This is a genomic window from Protofrankia sp. CiP1_Cm_nod4, from assembly GCF_982290645.1.
The window spans coordinates 35,161-56,738 of the sequence record NZ_CEVIVC010000006.1; the positions used below are offsets into that span (position 1 = coordinate 35,161).

19 protein-coding genes are annotated in these 21,578 nt (G+C 71.4%); 5 read left to right on the forward strand and 14 right to left on the reverse strand.

The features are described from left to right. Positions 1–8 precede the first annotated feature (8 nt). Genes AC5LSR_RS02715 through AC5LSR_RS02730 form a run of 4 tightly spaced genes read right to left on the reverse strand, consistent with a single transcriptional unit; the run spans position 9 to position 2,126 of the window. Complete coding sequence (locus AC5LSR_RS02715; protein ID WP_493468111.1) at positions 9–983, reverse strand: TIGR01777 family oxidoreductase; 975 nt, start codon at positions 981–983, stop codon at positions 9–11. A gap of 46 nt (positions 984–1,029) precedes the next feature. After that, positions 1,030–1,485, reverse strand: coding sequence for an anthrone oxygenase family protein (locus AC5LSR_RS02720; protein WP_250280687.1), 456 nt, complete (start codon positions 1,483–1,485; stop codon positions 1,030–1,032). A gap of 3 nt (positions 1,486–1,488) precedes the next feature. Continuing rightward, positions 1,489–1,797 carry an antibiotic biosynthesis monooxygenase family protein gene (locus AC5LSR_RS02725; protein ID WP_250280685.1) on the reverse strand — a complete coding sequence of 103 codons (309 nt, stop codon included), beginning with the start codon at positions 1,795–1,797 and terminating at the stop codon, positions 1,489–1,491. After that, positions 1,794–2,126, reverse strand: coding sequence for an antibiotic biosynthesis monooxygenase family protein (locus tag AC5LSR_RS02730; RefSeq protein ID WP_250291273.1), 333 nt, complete (start codon positions 2,124–2,126; stop codon positions 1,794–1,796). Before AC5LSR_RS02730 ends, AC5LSR_RS02725 begins: the two co-directional genes overlap by 4 nt. Before the next feature lie 659 nt (positions 2,127–2,785). Between AC5LSR_RS02730 and AC5LSR_RS02735 the strand changes: the two genes are divergently transcribed. After that, positions 2,786–4,339, forward strand: coding sequence for an O-antigen ligase family protein (locus AC5LSR_RS02735; protein WP_250280681.1), 1,554 nt, complete (start codon positions 2,786–2,788; stop codon positions 4,337–4,339). Positions 4,340–4,434: 95 nt separating this feature from the next. On the opposite strand, the gene thrS is transcribed toward AC5LSR_RS02735, so the two are convergent. The 7 genes from thrS to AC5LSR_RS02770 form a co-directional block, all read right to left on the reverse strand. Continuing rightward, positions 4,435–6,267 carry a threonine--tRNA ligase gene (gene thrS, locus AC5LSR_RS02740; protein WP_250280679.1) on the reverse strand — a complete coding sequence of 611 codons (1,833 nt, stop codon included), beginning with the start codon at positions 6,265–6,267 and terminating at the stop codon, positions 4,435–4,437. Positions 6,268–6,608: 341 nt separating this feature from the next. Next, on the reverse strand, positions 6,609–7,592 hold the full coding sequence (locus AC5LSR_RS02745) for an SDR family NAD(P)-dependent oxidoreductase (protein WP_250280677.1): 984 nt from the start codon (positions 7,590–7,592) through the stop codon (positions 6,609–6,611). Next, positions 7,589–8,599, reverse strand: coding sequence for a GumC domain-containing protein (locus AC5LSR_RS02750; RefSeq protein WP_250280675.1), 1,011 nt, complete (start codon positions 8,597–8,599; stop codon positions 7,589–7,591). The genes AC5LSR_RS02745 and AC5LSR_RS02750 overlap by 4 nt, the downstream gene beginning before the upstream one ends. Positions 8,600–8,646: 47 nt before the next feature. Continuing rightward, positions 8,647–9,894 (reverse strand): DegT/DnrJ/EryC1/StrS family aminotransferase, encoded by a 1,248-nt coding sequence (locus AC5LSR_RS02755; protein ID WP_250280674.1) that lies wholly within the window; start codon positions 9,892–9,894, stop codon positions 8,647–8,649. A 17-nt stretch (positions 9,895–9,911) separates the two neighbouring features. Continuing rightward, entirely contained in the window at positions 9,912–10,622 is a 711-nt protein-coding gene (locus AC5LSR_RS02760; RefSeq protein WP_250280673.1) for a sugar phosphate nucleotidyltransferase, read from the reverse strand. Beyond that, a complete protein-coding gene (locus tag AC5LSR_RS02765; RefSeq protein ID WP_493464469.1) occupies positions 10,516–11,496 on the reverse strand; it encodes a sugar transferase in 981 nt (326 codons plus the stop codon). The genes AC5LSR_RS02760 and AC5LSR_RS02765 overlap by 107 nt, the downstream gene beginning before the upstream one ends. 510 nt (positions 11,497–12,006) lie before the next feature. Further along, positions 12,007–13,365 carry a glycosyltransferase gene (locus AC5LSR_RS02770; RefSeq protein ID WP_250280669.1) on the reverse strand — a complete coding sequence of 453 codons (1,359 nt, stop codon included), beginning with the start codon at positions 13,363–13,365 and terminating at the stop codon, positions 12,007–12,009. A gap of 362 nt (positions 13,366–13,727) precedes the next feature. On the opposite strand from AC5LSR_RS02770, the gene AC5LSR_RS02775 reads away from it, so the two are divergent. Next, entirely contained in the window at positions 13,728–15,113 is a 1,386-nt protein-coding gene (locus tag AC5LSR_RS02775; protein ID WP_250280667.1) for an oligosaccharide flippase family protein, read from the forward strand. Positions 15,114–15,136: 23 nt separating this feature from the next. Here the strand turns inward: AC5LSR_RS02775 and AC5LSR_RS02780 are convergent, their stop codons facing one another. From AC5LSR_RS02780 to AC5LSR_RS02790, 3 genes are all read right to left on the reverse strand, one after another. Beyond that, positions 15,137–16,219 carry a glycosyltransferase family 2 protein gene (locus AC5LSR_RS02780; protein ID WP_250280664.1) on the reverse strand — a complete coding sequence of 361 codons (1,083 nt, stop codon included), beginning with the start codon at positions 16,217–16,219 and terminating at the stop codon, positions 15,137–15,139. A gap of 178 nt (positions 16,220–16,397) precedes the next feature. After that, complete coding sequence (locus tag AC5LSR_RS02785; protein WP_250280662.1) at positions 16,398–17,255, reverse strand: class I SAM-dependent methyltransferase; 858 nt, start codon at positions 17,253–17,255, stop codon at positions 16,398–16,400. A gap of 99 nt (positions 17,256–17,354) precedes the next feature. Next, on the reverse strand, positions 17,355–18,353 hold the full coding sequence (locus tag AC5LSR_RS02790; protein ID WP_250280660.1) for a hypothetical protein: 999 nt from the start codon (positions 18,351–18,353) through the stop codon (positions 17,355–17,357). A gap of 515 nt (positions 18,354–18,868) precedes the next feature. On the opposite strand from AC5LSR_RS02790, the gene AC5LSR_RS02795 reads away from it, so the two are divergent. The 3 genes from AC5LSR_RS02795 to AC5LSR_RS02805 all read left to right on the forward strand — a co-directional run bounded on the left by AC5LSR_RS02795 (position 18,869) and on the right by AC5LSR_RS02805 (position 21,545). Further along, positions 18,869–19,438: a tetratricopeptide repeat protein gene (locus AC5LSR_RS02795; protein WP_250280658.1), complete on the forward strand. Its 570-nt coding sequence runs from the start codon at positions 18,869–18,871 to the stop codon at positions 19,436–19,438. A gap of 539 nt (positions 19,439–19,977) precedes the next feature. Further along, entirely contained in the window at positions 19,978–20,610 is a 633-nt protein-coding gene (locus tag AC5LSR_RS02800) for a response regulator (RefSeq protein ID WP_493464475.1), read from the forward strand. A 188-nt stretch (positions 20,611–20,798) separates the two neighbouring features. Further along, positions 20,799–21,545 carry a response regulator transcription factor gene (locus AC5LSR_RS02805; protein ID WP_250280655.1) on the forward strand — a complete coding sequence of 249 codons (747 nt, stop codon included), beginning with the start codon at positions 20,799–20,801 and terminating at the stop codon, positions 21,543–21,545. The last annotated feature ends 33 nt before the right edge of the window (positions 21,546–21,578 follow it).

Here is a 21,578-nt window from a genome sequence, read left to right on the forward strand (position 1 = left end):
CAGGCCGGTCATGAGCGGCTCCTGGATGCGGCCGTCGTCCGTGTCACGGTCCGTGCCGGCGCCGGGCCGGCGTCGCCGGCCGCGGATGGGGCGAGAACATGGCGCAACGCCGCCTCGAGCTCGGGGAAGCTGAAGGTGAACCCGGTGTCCGACAGGCGTGCCGGCAGCGCGCGGGTGCTGCGCAGCAGGGTTTCCTCCGCGAAGGAGCCGAGCGCCTTGCGCAGGACGAACGGCGGCACGGCCAGCACAGCCGGCCGGCCCAGGACACGGCCGAGGGTGCGGGTGTACTCGGCGTTGGTCACCGGGTTCGGCGCGACGGCGTTGACCGGCCCGGACACCTCCGGATGCTCCAGGACGTGCTGGCATGCCCGGGCCGTGTCCAGCCTCGTCACCCACGCCAGGTATCGGCGGCCGCGGCCGACGCGCCCGCCCAGGCCGCGCCGGAACCGCGGCAGGAGGAAGCGGAGCATGCCCTGGTCCGGGGCCTGGACCACGCCGACGCGCAGGTTGACCACGCGCAGGCCGCCGTCGGCGGCGACCATCGCGGCGGCCTCTCTGTCACGTCCGAGTTCCGCGAGGAAGCCCTGCCCCGGTGGGCTGTTCTCCGTCAGCGTCTCGTCGGTGTGCCCGAGGCCGTAGTAGCCGATCGCCGCCGCGTTCACCAGGGTGCGCGGGGCGTACCGGCCGGTGGCCAGCTGTTCGGCGAGACGCCGTGTCACATCCACCCGGGACGACCGGATGCGGTGGCGTACCTGCGGATCCTCCCAGCGGCCGAGGATGTTCTCGGCGGCGAGGTGCACCACGGCCTCGGCCTGTTCCAGGGCCGCGGGGTCGACCGAGCCGGTCGCGGGGTCCCAGCGTGCCTCGTCGGGAGCGGCCGGCTCCCGACGGACCAGGCGTACGACGTCGTGCCCGGACGCGCGCAGCAGCGGCACGAGATCGTTACCAAGACGCCCGGAGGTACCCGTCACCGCAATGATCATTGCTTTTCCTTCTCCCTCTCATGACACCGCCAGTCGCGTCCGCCACTCACAGGGCCGTCGCGGCAGCGCAGTCCAGGGCGAGCCCGGCTATTGCCAGGGCGAGGCGCAGCCGGTTGCCCCACGCCCAGCGCCGCCGTACCGCCTCCCAGTTCGGCGGCGGATGGCCGGGATCCCAGGAGCGGATCCGGCGGTTCAACGCGACATTGATACTTTCCGAAACAATGCCTACACCTGCCGTGCAGAGGAGCCCGGCGCCGAAGAGCACCTGGGAGGCGGTCGAGTGCGCGGTCACGATCGCGGCGATCGTGACCAGTGCCTTGACCCTGGCCAGCCAGGGCATGAACGGGTCGAACCTGTCGTCGAGAAACGTCAGGGTGGGGACGTACCGGCCCGCCGGCAGCGAGGCGAAATACGGTATGACGGCTTTCTCCACCGCGAGCAGCGCGCCGGCGAGCAGCCCCGCGCCGATCACCACCGCCACCGCGATCGTCCCTGCGAGCACCGGTCACCCTCGCTGGTCCGCCGGGCGCACCGCGACCTCGTACACCGCGCGCTGGAACGTCCGCTCCAGATACGGCACGAGCGGCCCGGTACGCGCGGTGTGGGCGGGGTCGCTGACCCAGGCCGTGAAACGGCGCTCGTCCTCCCATTCCGCTAACAGCAGGTAGCGACTGCTCCCCGGCTCGCGCAGGAGCTCGTCGGCGATGTGCCCGTCGACGCCGCGCATCTGCACCGCGACCTGGCGGTATGCCTCCTCGAACTCCTGCTCGCCGCCCTCGGGAGCCTCCGTGTACAACATCACTCTGATGCTCATGCGTCCTCCGTCGACGTCGGACACGGGCCGGTTATCGCGTCCCGTACCTCGTAGACGCGCCGCTGCGCGTCCTCCCGCAAGTCACGCAGCGCGGTGGTGAGCCGTTCGCGGTAATCACTGCCGCCGAACGCCTCCAGGCGCTGCCGGTCCGCCCAGTCGCTGGTGATGACGTACGTACGCGGATCGGTGAGATCGCGGATGAGCGCCTGGCCGAGGTTTCCCGCAACCTGCGCGATTTCCTCGGCCGCTTCGCGCCAGGCCCGCTCGAACGCGTCCTCGCAGCCCGGACGCACCCGCATCCGTAACTCCGCCCTGATCATGCCTGTCATCCCCGCCCCCTTCGGCGACACCGGTCCCTCGGAGTTCAGCCGTCGGTGACGTCGACGAAGACGTCGACGAAACGGCGCGGCCCTGACCCGCGGGCGTGTTTTCGCGCCCGGATGATGCCGGGTCAGGGATGCACGGCCGTACAGCTGAAGCTGAAAACGTCCGCGGTGCGCACTTGTGGCCCACGGCTCCCACTGGGACGTGTTCCACGCTACGGGCGGCCGGCGGCGGCGTCTTCCGGCTCAGGTCTGGCTTTTCGACATCCATCCTGGGACGGAGACGTGCTGTTTCCCAGCCCGCGGCCTTTCCGCCCGAAGTCCTGCTGACCTGGGATTCCGGGACGCGGCACGGCACCACCAGCCTGCTGGTACCACCCGCTTACGACGAAACGCCTACGACGAAAGTCGTAGGCCGCAGGTCGCCACCAGCGCGGCAGCGGGCCCGCCGAACCGCCCGTGAACGCGGACGAACCATCCCATCGGCATCGGCATCGGCGCCTGCCACCCGCATCCGGCGTAGGCGAACTACCGCGCCTGCGGGGCCTGCGCACGGCCGGGCCGGCATACGGTCGACCACGGTACGACAGATGGGGACGGGATGGTGACGAACCGTCGGACAGGCCGGCGGCCAGGCAGGTGCCGCGCGGACCGGGAGGGTGCACGTGCCTCGACGAGATGGCCGGCCGGAGACGGTGGTCGCCGTCGCCGCCACCGTCGGTGCCGGGCTCGTCGGTGCCGCCATGGCCGAACGGGTGTGGGTGGGCCTGGCGCTGCTCGTGTTCGTGCTGTACGTCGCCCTGGCCACCGTGAACCTGCGGCTCGGTATCGCCCTGTGGGCGCCGACGCTGTTCTTCGAGGCCGTCCCGGCCCTCAACCTCGGCGCGAAAGCGGCCGGTCTGGTCATCATCCTGCGCTGGCTCACGGCGCTGGGAAGACCGGCACAGGAGCCGGCGGGACGGCCGGGGCACGGAGCGCGGGGGCCGGCAGAGCAGGCAGGGCTGACAGGGACGGCAGGGACGGCAGGGCTGACAGCGGAGTACGGGGCACGGTGGGCGGCGGGACGGGGCGTTGGCTTCCGCGCTCTCCGGCAGCGGCCGGGGCTCGTCATCGTGGGCGTGCTGCTGCTGGTGTGGCTGTCGCTGTCGCTGCTGTGGGCTGTCGACATCGGGGCGGCCGCCACCGACCTGTGGCACTGGTGGGCGCTGGTAGTGATCTTCGTTGTGGTGGGCACGGCAATGGCTGACGTGGGGGCCGTGCGCATGGCCAGTGGCGCGTTTCTCGCCGGTGCGGTGCTCTCGGTGGCCGTCGGCCTGGCCGGCGCCGGCCCGTGGCCGAGCAACCCCGCGGACACGGCCGGGGCCACCCGGCTGCAGGGCGGGGCGGGTGATCCCAACTTCCTCGCGTCATGGCTGCTGGCGGCGCTGATCCTGACGGTTGGTCTTATCGCGGCGAGCGAGAACCGGGCGCTGCGCCGGCTCCTCGTCGCGGCCGGCGGCATCGCCGCCGTCGGGCTCGCCGCGACACTGTCCCGCGGGGCGTTTGTCGCCGCCGTCGCCAGCGCCCTTGCCGCGCTCGTCCTGCTGCGGCGCCACCGCCGGCAGCTGGCCGGGCTGATCCTGCTGGTCACGGCCGTGGCCACCGCCTGGCTGGCGATGTCGCCCACGGCCTGGGAGCGCATCACGACGAACGACCGCGGGGACGGCCGGGTGGACCTGTGGAAGGTCGCCTGGAGCGTCGTACGGGACCATCCGCTTCTGGGGGTCGGGCTGAACAACTACACGGCGGTGGAAGGCGACTACGTGCGCCGGGTCGGGCCGGTGCCGTGGCTCGACATCATCGTCAGCCGCGCGCACGAGGTGCACAACGCCTATCTCCAGCTGCTCGCGGAGAACGGGATCGTCGGATCCGCCCTGTTTCTGGCCTTTCTCGCGCTCTGTCTGCGGTCGGCGTTCCTCGCCGCCCGGCGTTTTGAGGCGCTCGGCGACCGGCGGAACGCGGCGATGGCGAACGCGGTCCTGCTGGCCACGTTCAGCATGACCGTCTCAGGTGTCTTCCTGTCCAACGCGACAGACAAGCGCCTGTGGTTCCTGCTCGCGCTGGGCCCGGCGCTGCTGCGGGCGGCAACCGACAGCCCGGGTCCGCCCGTGGGGAGCTCGTCCACCGAGGGAATGCTCCACGGCCGGCCGGAAAGAAGCCCGGTGGGCAGCTCGTCGTGAGCCGTTCCCCGTGGCCGGGTGTCTCTTTCCCGCAGCAGCCCGCGCGGTGGGGGAAGGACACCCGGCGGGAGACAGGGCCGGTGCGCGGGGCGGGGTCAGCCGGCCGGGTCCAGGTCGAGGGTCATGGCGCGGTCGGCGATGAGCCGGCCGAGCTTCTCGATCAGCTCGGGGACGGGCCGCGAGCCCAGGTTGCGCCGCCCGCGGGCGCGGACGGACACCGAGTCGTTCTCCAGCTCACGGTCGCCGATGACCGCGACGTAGGGCACCTTCTGCTGCTCGGCCCTGCGGATCTTCGCCTGCATCGTGTTGTCGCTGTCGTCGAGTTCCGCGCGGACACCCGCGTCGCGCAGGCGGCGCCAGACGGCGGCGGCGCCGTCGGCCTGCCGGTCGCTGATCGGGACGACCCGTACCTGGACCGGGGCGAGCCACACCGGGAACGCGCCGGCGAAGTGCTCGATGAGGAACGCGACGAAACGCTCGTGCGAGCCGAGCGGCGCCCGGTGCAGGACGACCGCCTGCTCCGCCTCACCGTGCCGGTTGGTGAAGGTGAGACCGAACCGTTCGGGCATGTAGAGGTCGACCTGGTTCGTGGACGCGGCGAACTCCCGGCCGGTGACCGAGGTGAGGATGAAGTCGACTTTCGGCCCGTAGTGCGCCGCGCCGCCGATGTCCTCGACGTAGGGAATCCCGGAGCGTTCCATGGCGTCGCGGGTGATGCGTTCGGCGTCCTGCCACATCAGCTCGTCGCCGTGGTATTTCTCGGTGTTCTTCGGGTCCCGCAGGGCGAGGACCATGTGGTAGTCCTCGATGCCGAGCTTGTCGTAGTAGAGGGCGTGCAGGCGCATGACGGCGAGGAACTCGTCGATGGCCTGTTCCCGCGTGCAGTAGATGTGCGCGTCGTTCTGGGCGAAACCGCGTACCCGCATCATCCCGAACAGCTGGCCGGAGCGCTCGTAGCGGTAGACCGTGCCGTATTCGGCGAGCCGCAGCGGCAGTTCCCGGTAGCTGCGCGGGCGTGCCTTATACACCATGTGGTGGTGCGGGCAGTTCATCGGCTTGAGGTAGTACTCCTCGCCGTCGATGTCGATGGGCGAGTAGAGGTCGTCCGCGTAGTACGGCAGATGCCCGGAGATGTAGTACAGGTCGCTCTTGGTGATGTGCGGGGTGACGATGCGCTGGTAGCCGTGGGCGCGTTCGACCTCGCGCGCCCAGGTCTCCAGCTCGTCGCGCACGACGGTGCCGTTCGGCAGCCACAGCGGCAGCCCCTTGCCGACCGCCGGGCTGAAGGCGAACAGGTCCAGCGCCTCGCCGATGACCCGGTGGTCCCGCTTCTTGGCCTCCTCCAGCTGCCACAGGTAGTGGCGCAGCTCCTTGGGGGAGTCCATCACGGTGCCGTAGATGCGCTGGAGCTGCTGGCGTTTCTCGTCGCCCCGCCAGTAGGCGCCGCTGACCCGCAGCAACGCCACCGCGTCGGGGTGGACCACGCTGCTGTCCTCGATGTGCGGGCCGCGGCAGAGGTCCTCGAAGTCACCGCTCTCGTAGACCGACAGCTCGACCGGCCCCTCGATCGGCTCGCCGTTGTCGTCGACGCCGCCGGCGACGATGTCGCGGATGAGTTCCAGCTTCAGCGGCTGGTCGGCGAACCTGGTGGTGGCCTCGTCCGTGGTCAGCTCGTGCCGCTCGAAGCGCACACCGCCGCGGATGAGGGCGCGTACCCGCTCCTGGAGCTCGGTGAGGTCCTCCGGGGTGAGGGGACGCGGGAGCGCGAAGTCGTAGTAGAAGCCGTCCCGGGTCGGCGGGCCGACGCCCAGCTTGGCGTCCGGGAACTTCTCCACCACCGCGTGGGCGAGCAGGTGCGCCACCGAATGGCGCTTGGCGTAGAGCGTGGATGCCCGGTACTCGGCGTCAGTCTGGGGGACCTTGCTCATGACCGCCCCCCGCTCCGGCTGCCGTGGGCGCCGGTCAGCGGTGACCGGCCGCCGGGCCTTCTCTTACACATCACGTCGTCCTTGCCCTGTCTGCCTTGTCCGCGTCTGCCGTGCCCGCCGTGCCCGCGTGCCGTCCCCACGGGCGTGGGGACGGTCGGTGCACCGATTCCGCTGCGTCACCGCCACGGCACCGTCCGGTATGACTGGACACCCATGGCCGGATACGCCGGTGTCCCGCTGCCGGCACGCCCTGTTCCCAGCAGACCTTACTCGATACGGGAGTCGCCGATATCCGGCCCGCCGGCGGGCGGGCCGGGCCGTCCAGGGGTGGAACACGCCGGTCATCGCGCGTATTCGCCGACGCGGAACCGGCCCATGTTCGACTTGATCCATCCGATCGTCGTGGTGAGCCCGGTGTCGAGATCGACGCTGGGCGCCCAGCCGAGCAGTTCCCGGGCCAGCGCCGGGTTCGACACCAGCCGGGCGACCTCGCTGTGCGGCGGCCGCAGCCGGGCCCGGTCGACGTCGACGGCCAGTTTCCGGCCGAGCAGATCGCCGACCGCGGTGACGAGCTCCGCCACCGAGACGTCGTGCCCGGTGCCCAGGTGGACGGTCCGCCCGACGGCGGCGTCGGACTCCGCCGCGGCGAGGAAACCGGCGACGGTGTCCGAGACGAAGGTGAGGTCCCGGCGGGTGTCGAGTTCCCCGAGGCGCAGCGTCCCCCCGGCCAGCGCCTGGGTGATGACGGTGGTCGTGACCGCGCGGGCCGACTGGTGCGGGCCGTAGGTGTTGAACGGCCTGAGCACGGTCACCGGCAGCTGGTGCGAGCGGTGGAACGCCTCCATCAGCTGGTCGCCGCCTGTCTTGCTGGCGGCATAGGGGGACTGCGCCGCCAGCGGATGATTCTCGGTCATGGGAATGGTGCGGGCGGTGCCGTACACCTCGCTCGTCGAGGTGTGCACGACCCGGCGCACCCCCGCGCGCAGCGCGGCCTCGGCGACGTTCAGGGTCCCGAGGACGTTCGTCTCGAAGAAGTCCCGGGCGTTGACGTAGGAGTACGGGATGGCGATCTGCGCCCCGAGGTGGAAGACGACCTCCACGCCGGCGGCCGCCCGCGCCACCGGCTCGACGTCGCGCAGGTCACCGAAGACGATCTCCATGTCGCGGACGACGTGCTGGTCGTGCCATTCCAGGCTGCCCCGCTCGCCCCGGGAGTTGTACCGGAGAAAGGCGCGGACGTGGCTGCCGCCGCGGACGAGCGCGGCGGCCAGGTGCCCGCCGATGAACCCGCCCGCCCCCGTGACGAGCACTGTCCGCGCGATCACCGGGCGGGCCCGGCCGGCTGGCCGTCCAGCGCCTCCACCGTGGCCGCCGGGTCCGTTGCCGGTACCGTTCCGGTGGAGCCTGTGCCGGTCGGCGTCGTGCCTGTCGGTCTCGTGTCCGCCGGACCCGGGGCCGGCTGCGGCTGCGTCGCGCGGACGGGCCCGGCGTCCCGGGCGGGGCCCTGCCGGCCGCGCTGGGCGCGGGCGAGCCGTTCGGTCATGACCGCCGCCGCCGATCCGAGGACGAGGCCGGCCAGCGTGCTGATCGTCAGTACCAGCCAGGCCGGGGCGCCCGCGGCCGAGCGCGGGAGCGCGGCGTCCTGCAGCAGCGACATGGTGGGATCACCGCTGTCGCGGACCTGGCCCAGCTCGATCAGCCGCTGCTCGAGGTCGGCGGCGGTGGCGCTCTGCTGGCTGGCGGCGCCGGGCTGGTTGCGCAGCGCGTCGAGCCGGGCCTGGAGCGGGCGGGCCGAGGCGTCGACCAGCCGCCGCAGCGTGGCCTGCCGGGTGTCGATCAGGGAGTGCGCGTACGTGTTCGCGACATCCGTCGCGGTCCGCGCCGCGGGCGCGGCGGCCGTGACCTCAAGGATGTTGGTCTGCCCCTTCGGCATCACGTCGACGGCCCGCTGGACGCGTTCCGCCGTCCAGGGTGCGCCGAGCCGGGTGGCCGTGACCTGCGCGATGCCGCGGTTGTCCGTGGCGGCGGCGGCGGTCTGGATCGTCCGGATCGGGTCCCCCAGGTCGCGGACGAGCGGCAGCCCGAGCAGGTGGTCGTCGTCCTGCGCCAGCGGTGTCACGAGGACGTCCGCCCTGGCGTGGTAGGTGGTCGGGCGCAGGGCGAGCGCCAGCAGGCCGCCGCCGAGCGCGGCGAGCGTGACCAGCGTCACCAGCAGCCGGTGCGCCCGAAGGGCCCGCAGGTCGCCGGCGGGACGCTCGTCGTCCCGCCCCCACGCGGGGCCGTCCCGCCACGGCGGCGTCTCCGGAGCCGCCCCCGGAGCCGCCCCCGGCATCGGGGACGTCGGTGTGGATGGCGTCGTGGGACGTTTCTCCGGTGGCTTTATCGGTGGCTCCATGTCGTCACCTCGCAGGCGTCTCCGTCGCCGCTGTCCCGGCGCCGGGAGCTTGTTCTGGCGAGTGCCAGGGCCTTCCCCGCCGCGGCCACGACCTGTTCCTGCTGGTCGTCGCGCATGTGGGCGAACATGGGCAGGGTGACCGTGCGTGCCGCGTACCGGTCCGTCAGCGGGAGTTCCCGCCGGGCCGCTTCCGGCGGGGCCGCGTGGACGGTGCTGCGGTGGACCGGCGGATAGTGGACGCTGGTCTGGATGCCCTGGTCGGACAGGTGGCCGCGAAAGGCGTCCCGGTCGGCGTCCGCGGGCAGCACGACGGTGAACAGATGATGCGAGCGGGCGCACCCGTCGTCCGCGGGACGGCCCGGGATCACGATGTCGAGGCCGCCCAGCGCCGCCCGGTAGCGGGCGTCCAGCCGGGCCCGCCGCTGGTTCTCCGCGGCCAGCCGCCGCAGCCGGCAGGCGGCCAGCGCGGCCCGCGGCTCGTCGATGCGGTAGTTGTAACCGAGTGCGACGACGTCGTACGTCTGCGCGTGGCCCCGGTGGCGGTCCCAGGTGAGCGTGGTCATGCCGTGGGAGCGCAGCAGCCGGACCCGGTCGGCGATCACCGGGTCCGCGGTCACCACGACGCCGCCCTCGCCGGCCGCGAGGTTCTTGTTCGCGAACATGCTGAAGGCGCCGGCGGCGCCGAAGGTGCCCAGGTGGCGGCCGTGCCACCACGACCCGGCGGCGTGTGCCGCGTCCTCGAGGAGGATCAGGCCGCGGCGGGCGCACAGGTCGCGCAGGGCGCCGATCTCCCCGGGGTGCCCGCCGTAGGCGACGTACAGGACGGCCTTCGTCCGGCTTGTGATCAGCTGCTCGCAGCCGGCCGCGGACAGCCACGGCCGCGCGAGCCCGGCGATGTCGGCGAAGACCGGTGTCGCGCCCGTGTAGCGCACGGCGTTGGCGGTCGCCACGAACGTCAGCGACGGGACGATCACCTCGTCCCCGGCGGTCAGCCCGGCCGCCAGGCACATCAGGTGCAGCGCCGCGGTCCCGTTCGTGACCGCGACGGCGTGCCGGGTGCCGACGAAGCGCGCGAAAAGCCCCTCGAACTCCTGGGTGCGCGGGCCCATGCTGAGCCATCCCGACCGGTAGGTGTCGGTCACCGCCCGCAGGTCGTCGTCCGCGATGACGAGATCCGACAGCGGCACGGCCCAGCCCGCCTCGGCCCGGTTCGTCATGGCCTGCTCTGTCATGGCCTGTTTCGTCATTGTCACTGCTCGGTGAGAAGTGAGACGTCCTGTACCGCCCGTTCGTATTCCTGGGGCGTGCCGATGTCGTACCAGGGGGCGTCACTGGGATATGCCGCGACCTTCTCACCGGCCGCGAGCAGGCGCTGGACCAGTTCCGGGAACTGGCATTCACCACGCGGGAGGTATTTCAGCGCCCGCGGCTCGTAGATGTAGACGCCCATGCTCACGTCGTAGTGCAGCGTCGGTTTCTCCCGGTAGGAGCTGACATAACCGTCCGTGGTCTCGAGCACGCCGAGATCGATGTCGACCGGGTTCTTGTGGGTGGCGATGGTCAGGGCGGCGCCGGCCTCGACATGGAAGTCGACCAGTTCACGGTAGTCGAGGCCGGTCAGCACGTCGCCGTTCATGGCGATGAACGTCTGGTCGAGACCGGGGACGGCCCGCAGCGCTCCGGCCGTGCCCAGCGGTCTTTCCTCCCAGTGCCAGTGCAGCTCCAGGCCCGGTTCGAGCCGGGCCTGGGAGAAATAGGCCGCGATGAGCCCGCCCAGATAGTTCACGCAGAGATCTATCCTGGTCACCCCGACGGCTCGCAGCCGGTCGATGATGTGCTGCAGGATCGGGCGTTCACCGACCGGCACGAGTGGTTTGGGGATGATTGTCGTGTACGGGCGCAGCCTGGTGCCGAGCCCGCCGGCAAGGACAACCGCCCTGATGTGCGACAGACCGTTCATCCCGTTCGTCCCGTTCATCGGCATCCCCATCCTCGGCCCCCCGGTGCGGAACCCGTCTGCTCCGGCAGGTGGCACGTCCGGCTCGCGTGTCGTTGGCAGAAGAATTCCGGACCAGCCGGAAGAGCTCTTTTCGCCCGTCGCACCCGACGGTTTTCCCGTCGTGCCCGGACTTGCTGTGGAGCTCGGTTCCCCCGTCATGTTCTGCTTTCCCGGCGTATTCGACATCGAAACGGCAGAACAGCACGAGCGGGGTCCACAGCAGCAGTTTGCAGTCGGTGGTGAGCCGACGGTCACCGGCGTACAGGCGGTCGAGCCGCACCTTCTCCGGCAGCAGGTCGTCGACGTAGCGGCGTACCGGGTCCACGTCCCGCCCGGCGCCGATCAGGTCGCCCTCGTCCCGGAAGACGAGCTGGGTCCATCCCGACAGACCGGGACGGACCGTCAGGATCTCCTGATAGGCCCGCGGGTGCAGGGCCACGAACCTGGGATCCTCCGGTCTCGGGCCGACCAGGCTCATCTGCCCGCGCAGGACGTGCCACAGCTGGGGGATCTCGTCGATGCGCCGGCGCGCGAGAAAGGCGCCGATACGGGTGAACCGTTCGTCGCCGGTCGCCGTCACCGGCGGCCCCGACGTCCCCACCCGCATTTTCCGGAATTTCAGGACGGCCAGTGGCCTGCCCTGATGGCCCACCCGCAGCGCCCGGTAGCACACCGGCCCCCTTGATTCGATCTTGATGGCAAGAGCGATCAGGAGCAGCGCGGGCAGGGCCAGCAGCAGCAGGACAGCCGCCAGCAGCATCTCGGCGACCATCTTCGTCCCAGCGAGAAGTGCCTCCCCGCGGGTCCGCCCGGTCGCACCCGTCGCGCTGGGCATTCCGCGGAAGACGGATCCTTCGCTGGACGGGCACCCCGCGGCCGAATGCGCGCGTTCCGCTACCGGATGTTCCGCCCGCGCGGGTTCTGTCGTCATGGGTCCCGGCGCCGAGATATCTGTCGTCGAGATTCCCGTCACCGAGATTCCGGTCACCGAGATATCCGGTGCCGAGATATCCGGTGCCGAGATGGTGGTGAAAGCTCGCCGGATGCGCTCCGATATCCCGGCCGTGGCGGTCGGAGCCGGTTCGGCCGCATGAAAATCGTCCGTACGACGGACCACGTCCTCCCCCTGCTTTCCACGTCGGCCGGTGGCGCACCGCCAGCCGGGCCCGGCGGATTCCACCGGTGGCCGGGCTGGGTCCGGCGGATCCCGCTGGATCCGGGGGCCGGAGGCCGGGCCGGACGGCCCGGGGCAGGTGTTCCACCGGTCGCCGACGGGTCTGGAAACCGCATCGTCACCGTACGTCCGCCCCTGCCGCCACCGGCTCCCCCATCGGCACCAACTCCGCTACGCCAGATGCGGGTGGCGGGAGCCGCCCGGGCCCGGCCTCCCCCCGGCGATGAAGCGGGCGACCCGGCCGGCCTCGGCTTCCAGGGTCACCGCCCGGGCCGTGTCCAGGCCGTGGGCGACCAGCCGATCCCGCAGGCCGGCGTCGTCGACGAGGCGGTTGATCGCGGCCACCAGCTCCCCGACGTCCGAGGGCGGCACGAGCAGGCCGGCGCGTCCCCCGTCGAGCGCGGCGCGCACGCCGCCGACGTCGGTCGCCACGACGGGCGTCCCACAGGCAAGGCCCTCCATCAGCACCTGCGGCACACCCTCGGTGAGCGAGACGTGCACGAGGATGTGCGCCTGCCGGTAGAACCGCAGCAGAGCCGGGCCGAAGGGGACGTAACCCCCGAAGACGACGCGCCCGTCGACGCCGAGCCGGCGGGCGTGCCGCCGGACCGCGTCCTCCAGCGGCCCGCGGCCGAGCAGCCGCAGCACATGGCGCCCCGGCCGCTGCCGCTCCAGGTGGGCGAGGGCGTCGACGAGCAGCAGGGGGTTCTTCTCCCGGTCGACACGGCCGACGGCGAGCAGTTCGAGTGGCCCTGTCCAGTCACGCTGTGGCACGGCCGTGGCGACGTCCCGGGCGGGGACCAGGGTGACCGTCATCGGCAGGACCGCCGCCCGCCGCCGCCCGCCGTGGCCGGGAAACCCGTGGCCGGGAAACCCGTGGCCGGGAAACCCGGCCCACCGGCGCTGTTCCCATCGGCGTAACCGCAACCACAACCGGAGTCGAGGCCGGAGTCGAGGCCGGGCGCCGGAACGGGATCGGCGGGAGCCATATCCGCGGGCGAGTTCCGTCCCGACGACCGTTGTCGGCAGCCACCGCGCCAACAGACGGTAGCTCCTGTCCAGTGCCCAGACCGGCACGAGCGCCGGTGCCCACCGGCGGCCGGGCAGGCGGCTGCGGAAGTAGGCGGGGGTGTCCTGACGGACCCCGAGGACGACCCGTCTGCGCCGCAGGAGAGCGAGCGCGATCAGGAGCATCGCGAACGGGTTCGGCCCGAGCACCCACACGACGTCCACCCGCGCCAGTCCCCGCCACATCCCGGTGGCGGTGCCGGCCGCCGCGCGCGCCAACGCGCCCAGCCGGCGCAGGCTGGCGTAGTACGGCAGCGCGACGAGTTCGGTGCCGGGCGGCAGGACGTGGTCCGCGGGCCGGTCCGCGCGGAGTGTGCGGCCGAAGAGGACGAGCCGGTCGAAGTGCTGCCCGACCGCGCAGGTGAAGAGGAGGAACGCCTGGTCGGAGGAGATCCGCGGACCGTCGGCGGTCCGCTCAAGCCGGAAGACGTCGTCGGAGTAGACGCCCAGGCGTCCGTCCATGTTCGGTCATCATTCGGTCATCCCGATCGGTGTTCGGTGACAAAGAATGCCAAAAAGCGGCACAAGAACGGCCAGAGGAGGCAAGATTGCCACCTTTGATCATTGGCATTAAGCGGATAGTCATCAGCGTAGTCCGGCTCCCGGCAGCGGGCCAGTCCTCCTGGCGCGCCGGCAACGGCGGGGACGGCGGGGACGACGGACGACAGCGGCAGGGCCGAGAGCCGCTGGCCCGTCGCCTCCCGGGCCGGTGCGCCAGGAGGACGCGAAGAAGAACGCGCGGTAGTGAGCGGACGGCCGTGAGCGGACGGCCGTGAGCGGACGGCGAGCGGCGGACAGCGGACAGTGGATATAGGCTGCCGAGAATGGCCGCGCCTTGGCGGGGGGATGGCGACGGCGGCCCCCGGCATCCCAGCTTCGTCTCGTCGGCGCTCGCGACCTGGGGCACACAGCTTGCGGTCGCCGTCCTCTCCCTCGCCAACGTCCTGATCGTCGCGCGGTCACTGGGCGCCACGGGCCGGGGCGACGTCGCCTTCCTCACGGTGATCGCCTACGTCGTCTCCCAGCTCTCCCTGCTGGGCGTGGAACAGGCGAACGTCAACTTCGCCTCGGCCGAACCCGGGCTGCGGCCGGCGCTGGCGACCAACTCGGTGCTGCTCGCCCTCCTGCTGGGGACGGCCGCCGCCGGCGCGGTCGGCGGCCTGATCGCGCTCTTCCCCCAGGTCGGCGGGCATTCGTCGGCCGGGCTGCGCTGGCTGGTCCTCGCATCGGTCCCACTGTTGATCATGCAGGTCTACCTGCTGTTCCTGGCACAGGCCGACTACGCCTTCGGGTTCGCGAACGCGGTGTACCTGCTCGCCCCGCTGGTGAACGTCACCGTCGACGGCCTGCTCGCCGCCCTCGGCATGCTCAGCGTCGCCGTCGCGGTCGCCGCCTGCATCGGCGGCCAGGTGCTGGGCACCGCGCTGATGGCCTGGTATGTGGGACGCCGCGCGGCCGGGTTCGGCCGCCCCGACCTGCGCCTGGCGCGACGGTCGCTCGGCTTCGGGATGAAGGCGCACGCCGGGCAGACGATGCTGCTCGCCAACTACAAGCTCGACCAGTGGCTCGTCGGCGCCATCGCCGGTGCCCACCAGCTGGGTGTCTACAGCGTGGCGGTCGCCTGGGCCGAGGCGCTGTTCTATCTGCCGACGGCGCTGGCCGCCGTGCAGCGCCCGGACCTGGTGCGTTCCCATGGGGGCGATGCCGGCCCGCAGGCCGCGGCCGTGTTCCGGGTGGCGGTCCTTATCACGTTTCTGGTCGGCGCCGGTCTGGTCCTGGCCGCGCCTTTTCTCTGCGTGACCGTCTTCGGCGCCGAGTTCCAGGACTCGGTCGTCCAGCTGCGCGTTCTGACGGTGGGCGCGTTCGGGGTCGTCGCGCTCAAGCTGCTGGGCAACGCGCTGACCGCGCGGGGGAAACCGCTGCTGGAGACCGCCGCGGTGGGCATCGCGTTCGCCGCCACGGTGGCGCTCGACATCATGCTCATCCCCGGGCACGGCGGTGTCGGAGCGTCGGTCGCCTCGGTGCTGGCGTATTCGGCCGGCGGGATCGCGGTCGCGGTCATCTTCGCGCGGGCGTTGGGGACGGGCTGGGGCATTCTTGTCCCGCGATGGGGTGACGCGCGCGTGCTCGGGCGCGTCGGCCTGCGCTTCTCAGCGCGGCTGGTGCCCTCCCGGGCGGCGACGGTGAACACATTCCGCGGCGACGGATGACCCGTTTTTTCGTTTCAGCCGTTTCAGCCGTGTCGCCGTGGCCGGTCGAGAAGCCCGCGCAGGGTGCCGAGGGCGTAGCCCGCGTGCAGCGCCCCGAAACAGGCCGCGACCCTGGCTGTCATCGCCGGAAACCCGTCCGGGTGGCCCCCGGCGACGGTCATGCCGGGAACGGGCCCGCCTCGGCGCGCGCGTCTCACCGCCGTGGCCGCCGACAGCGACGCGGCGGCGGGATATGCCAGCGCACCAACGGTGAGGGCCGTCCGCGCCCTGGCGGCAAGGACCGCCCGATGCGTTCTGGACGCAAAGACCGACGCTCCCGCCAGCCCCACAAGTGCGAGCAGGAAGGACGCCGGCGCCAGATGCCGGGGCCGGAGCATGCCGTGGTGTGCCCGGCACACCCGTACCCGGGCCCGGCCATATCCGTAGTACTGGCCGAACGCGGCCCGCCAGGAGGGCCGAGCCAGATAGTGGAACCCGATCGAGGTGTCGAGCACTATGCGGTAGCCGGCCCGCCGCAGCCGCCAGTTCAGCTCCTCGTCCTCGCCGCAGACCATGTCGGGGTCGAAAAGGCCGACACGTTCGAGCGCCGCCCGCCGGTAGATCCCGCACTGGACGGTGTCGACGAACGCGTGTTCCGCCCGGCCCGCGTATTCGCTGCCCCCGACACCGAAACGGCACGTGCGGGCGAGTGCGGCCGCCGCGCCGAACCGGGTGTCGCCGTGCTGCCGCGGCCGTCCGCCCACACAGGCGACGTCGGGCGGGCCGTCCCGCAGCACGGCGACAGCACGGCGCAGGAAGTCACGCTCCGGGTAGCCGTGCGCATCCACCTTCGCGACCAGGCCGTTGCCGGAGAGGCTGATGGCGAGGTTCAACGCCGCGGGCAGGTTGCGGCGCCGCCCGTCGGCTATCACGCTCAGGCGCCGGTCGGTGGCCGCCCGTTCGGCCGCGATCGCGACGGTGCGGTCCCGGGAGCCGCCGTCGACCAGCCAGACCCGCACCAGTTCCGCCGGATAGTCCTGCGCCAGCACTGCGTCCAGGCAGCACCCGACGTAGCGTTCCTCGTCATATGTCGAGATGATGACGTCTATCGTTTCCCGCTCTGTCATTTCCTGGTCCGTCGTTTCCCGGTCTGTTTCCTCTCGGTTTGCTGTCTCCTGGTCTGCCGTTTCCTGGTCGGCTGTTCTTCGGGCCAGGGTGTTCCCGTCCGGGGTGTTCCAGACCGTGATGTCACGCTGGCCGGCCGGTGGCACGGCGCCCTCCGTCCCGGCATTCTCGGCCGCCATGTCAGGGTGCCGGGCGAGCTGCCACGTCCGGCGTGCCGACCTTGGGAGGCTCTTTCCCGGGACGTTCGTGCTCGGCGTGCCATCCGGTTTCCCCCTGGATATCCCCGCGGGCGACACCGGCGATGATGTACCGCCAGTTCCGCGGGGTGACCCGTTCGCACAGGGCCCGGTCGACGGTGCCGAGCGCCCGCCGCTGCCGTTCGGAACGGCCGAATCCACCGAGTATCCCCAGCGTCGTGTAGTCGACCGTCCCGAACGCGGACAACAGCCCGACGGCATCCTCGGCCGACAGATAACTGCATCCCTTCCGGCCCCAGCCGAAATGGGTGCGGAAGAAACCGTGGATTCTCGTCCCCGCCGCGTTCTCCGCGAACCACAGCTCGCCGCCGGGTTTCAGCGCCCGGTACATGTTCGCGACCGCCTTCCGCTGCGGGACGGGCCAGCTGTCACCGCCGGTGGTCATTCCCGGCAGCAGGGACTTGAAGGCGACGACGTCGAAGGCGGCCGTGTACGGGAGGTTCAGCACGTCGATCCGCTCGTAGGTGACCGCGTCGCCGACGCCGTACTCGGCGTGCAGCCGCCGGGCGGCCGGCGACGGCTCCTGAAGGCCGGAGCACACGACCTGGAATCCCTTCGTGGCCAGCCACAGCGAGAGGCCACCATGCGTCCCACCGAAACCGATCTCGAGGACGCTGGGGGTGGCCGCGTCTGCCCCGCCATTTTTCCCCCGGAATCCGCCGTCGTCCCGGAACCTGCTGTTTCCCCGGAACCTGCTGTGCTCCTCCCAGAAGGACAGGCATCTCGACCAGTTCGTCACGTCCCAGCCGATGCTGTCGCGGAGGAGGCTCGCTCGGTCCATGTCCGCTCCTCTGCCCCCGTACGCGTGAAGTAACCAGGTCCGGCCCCATCGTCGACGTTTGGTCACAGGACGTGACGTGACTGCGCGCTGACTCGTGATCTAGCGCAGGGTCGCGCAGGGGGTGGGCTCGAGGGAGGCGGTGTTGTCGTGCGGCTGGCCGAGGGCGAGGACCCGCATGTGGGTGAGCAGGCTGGGCGGCAGGTCGACGTACGTCTGGTCCCCCCAGGGGTAGGGCACCGTGGTCGACAGCGGGTTCTGCGCGACGAGACCGACGCCGCCGCCCGTGTCGCCGAGGATCATCCCGTACCGCTGGAGCGCGCGAGCAACGATCGTTTCGTACGGGTTGAGGCCGAGGGCGGAGAGGTCCACGCCCGGGTCGAGCTGGAGGCGCGCACCCTCGGGGATCGCGCCGGCATTCGTGCTCCGCCCGTCGCCCTCGGTGGCCGGCAGGACGGGGGCGCCGGCTCTCGTGTCCGGATAGGCGAAGAACAGGGCGTGCCGGATCTCGCCGTCCCGTAGCTCCTCGGGGCGGATCACCCCCGCGGCACCGGCCGCGCCCGAACCGGTCGCCGACAGGCCGCGGGGGTACCAGCCCGGCCCGGCCGTGGAGGTCGCGTTCGCCCAGGACGCCGACCATCCGCCGTCGGCGCCCCGCACCGCCTGCCAGAAGTCGTACTCGCACCCGGTCGCACGGTCGACGATCACCATGTGGCCGTCGCCGGCCGGGTCGGGGACGGCGTTCGCGGGGATCGGGACGTCGGAGATCGTCGACGCCGGTGCCCACGGGGCGGTCAGTGTGACGGTGTGTCGTGGGGTGGCCGCGTCGGCGTGGTACAGCGGCCTCGACCACTCCCCGACCGCGATCACGAAGCTTCGTGATCGCGCGGCCTCGACGACCGTGTGCAGCATCGTGGCCGAGTGCGCGTCGGCCTGCGCGTCCCCTGGGACCGGGGTGTTCCACGGGCTCGTCGGCGCGTAGAGCGCTGGCGCCGGTGCGCCGGCCGAGGGGGGCGGCGGGGTGGGCGCCGGCGGCCGCGGCTCCTGGCAGGCCTGGAGACCGGCGCCCGCCACCAGCGCCAGCAGAGCCGACAGCAACACGGCAGCTCGGTGCCGGGCCCGGGATCGCGGACCGCGGGGAACATCCGGGCCGGACGGAGTGGACGATCCGGATATTTCGAACGGACCGGACAACGGCGCGGGCAGGTGATTTCTGGGCACACTACTTCCTCACGGGAACGAACCCCCCCGGGCGGAGGCACCCTAACAGCTTCCTCCCGGTACACCCAAATCCGAACAACGACGTATGGACGCACACATCGGTATCATCACGCCGACAGTCCGGCGAAACACATGGAGTCAGCGCGGACCATCCGTGCCGCGACCGCGGGAATCATGTCGCTCACCGTTCGTCGGGATATGTCCGGATGCGCATGGAATCCCGGTACCGATGGTGATGCCCACCAAATCCCGGATGATTCCCCTGCCGTACCCGACGGATACATGCCGCGCCGCGCCAGCGCGGCCACCGCCAGTGGCAGTCGCCGATGATTCCGCCCGTATGCCGATCCGCGACGGCAAGTTCGACCAGTAGTCCGGCGCCGACCGATCCAGGGGTGGTGTACCCCGGGGTCGCCGACGCTGGCCGCTCCTGGCTGGAGGCGGGACGGCCGGAGCAGGCCATCCCGCTGTTGGACGATGGACTGCGCCTGTTCGGGCACAGCCAGCCGCGCAACCGCCTGCTGCACGGGGTATCCCTCGCCCAGGCCATGCTGCTCACCCGCCAGCCAGATGGCGCGGTCCAGGCCACCGATCAGGCACTCGCTTTGACCGCCGGACAAGACTCCGGCCGCGTCCGCACCCGCCTCGCCGAGCTGCGCACCGCACTCGCCGCGTCGACGGCGAGCCAGGCCATCGAGGCCGCCGACAGGGTCGCGGCCGCATCCACGCGTAGCCTGGTGGCGCTGGAGGGCACGCACAGAGGGCACGAGGAGACCCCGTTCATGTGGCTGGCCACGAACGTCCCACTCGCCTCGCTGACCACGCTGCGCCCTCGGTGGCCCCGCCCAGGAAGTGGCCGTCCTCGACGACCCTGGCGACTTTCCCGAACTCGTCGCCGCCGCCGGTCGCGCGGGGAGTGCGCCAAGGGTCATCGGGGCCGGCAGCAACCTCCTGGCTGCCGATGACGGCACGGTCCGCATCGAGGCCGACCAGCGGGCGGCCGCGTCCGGGCTGTGCACACCGGCGGTCGCGTCCCGCAGCCCCGCTCTGGTCGAGGGCGGCTCACTGGCTTACCTCACCATCCGCCGGACAGCCACGCCGGGACGCTGGCAGCTCGGCGCCATCGGCCACGGCCCCGACGGCCGCCAGCTCGCCGCCCGCGTCATCGGCCAGATCGACGTCTGGGACCGGGGCCCGTACCGCCGATCCCGAACTGCTCGTGTTCCCCACCGGGGTGCCCATACCGGACACCACAAGAGGAAAGATAATTCTCAAGCCCGACAACCGGCTGATTCTGCGCTACTGAAGGCGGTCCCGGCCGGGCCGCGCGCTGTGTCGCGGAGCGCATACGGCATACCGCCGCGGTGGCCGGGTACGAGTCAGTGGTCCTCGTTGTCGAGCGAGGACACGGTTGTCGGGCGAAGAGATTTCGCGAGTATTGGGGGAAGTTTATGATGGCGCCGACCGACACGGCCCGCGGTATCCGTCGGGGCGTGTCGTGAGGGTGGTTCTCTGCGACGGCCATCGCATGTTCGTCGAAGGTATGGCGACGATGCTGACCGCGCGCGGCTGGACGGTGTGCGCGGTGGCGTTCACCGCCGCCGACGCCGAGAACGCGATCCGATGTCACCGGCCCGACCTGGGGATGATCGACCTCGGTTTCCCGGACGGCGACGGCCTGGATCTGATTCGTTCCCTCGCCGGCCTGGCACCGGTGACGAATCTGCTGCTGCTCACCGGCTCCACCGACGTCGCGGCGATCAGTGCCGCCATCCGGGCCGGTGCCGGCGGGATGGCGTCCAAGACGCAGGACATCGAACGGGTCATCGCGATCGCGGAACGCGTCGGCCGTGGAAAGACGATGACCGACGTGTGCGCCGTCGTGCGAGGTGCGCGCACCCCCCGCCGCTCCGGCGCGCCGGCCACCGTTGACACCCTGCTGACCAGCCGGGAGCGGGACGTGCTCGTCCGGCTCGGGCGGGGGCAGAGCACCGCCGTTCTCGCGGCGGATCTCGGTATCACGGTGAACACGGCACGCTCGCACATCCAGAACGTGCTGACCAAACTCGGCGTACACAGCCGGCTGGAAGCCGCCGCGCTGGCGGCCAGGTCCGGCCTGCTGGACCGCGCCGGCTGACCCCGCTTTCCCTCGCGGCCCCGGCCGGCCCTCCCACGACAGGGATCCTGAGGTTCCTGCCCTGCCGGGGCCCCTGCCACGACAGGGCTTCTTCCACAATTGACGCGCCTTCGGCCGGCCCTTCCGCGAGCGATTCCCGGGCTGATCGCAGGTGCGTCGGAGGTGTGCTGGAAGCACCCGGACGGTACATGTCCAGCATGCAACCGAGCCGGCTACTGATCGTCGATTCCCAGCGTGCCTTCAGCAGTGTCATCGCCGCCGCCATACGTATCGAGAACGATTTCACGGTGCTGGACGCGGTGCCCAGCCTGGAGACGGCGAACAGGATTCTGGACATGCGTCAGGTGGACATTCTTCTACTTGACGTGGAACTGCTCGGTGAAGACGCGGCCGAACTCGCCAGGCGACTGCGACGGCTGTGCGAACGGCTGCCGACGATCGTTGTGACCGATCTGGACGACCCACGTCTGGCCGCCGCCGCGGTACGCGCCGGAGTACGTTCGTGGGTGCCGAAACGGCTGGGCCTGCGCCACCTGATATCCGTGGTACGAGGTATTCGTGACGGTGAGAGCTGGTTTCCGCCGTCCCTGCTGGGGGCTGTTCTCACCGAGCTGGCACGGTCGGCGCAGCCGTCCCCCGCGCAGCGGAAGCTCGCCACCCTCACCCGCCGCGAACGGCAGATCCTGCAGTGCATGGTGAACGGGCTCGACCGCGGCGCCATCGCCGCCCAGCTGTTCCTGTCCTCGAACACCGTGCGCACCCACGTCCAGAACCTGCTCGGCAAGCTTGAGGTCCATTCCGGGCTGGCGGCGGTCGCGTTGGCCGCCCGCGCCGGTATCGCTCTCGACGGAGCACCGGACGAGGCGGCGGATTTCGTGGTGGCCTTCGACGGCGCGGCCGGGCCCTGGCCGCCGGCAGGGCTCAGCCGACGCTGACGGACGCAGACGGGCGCCCGCGACGAGGGCGGC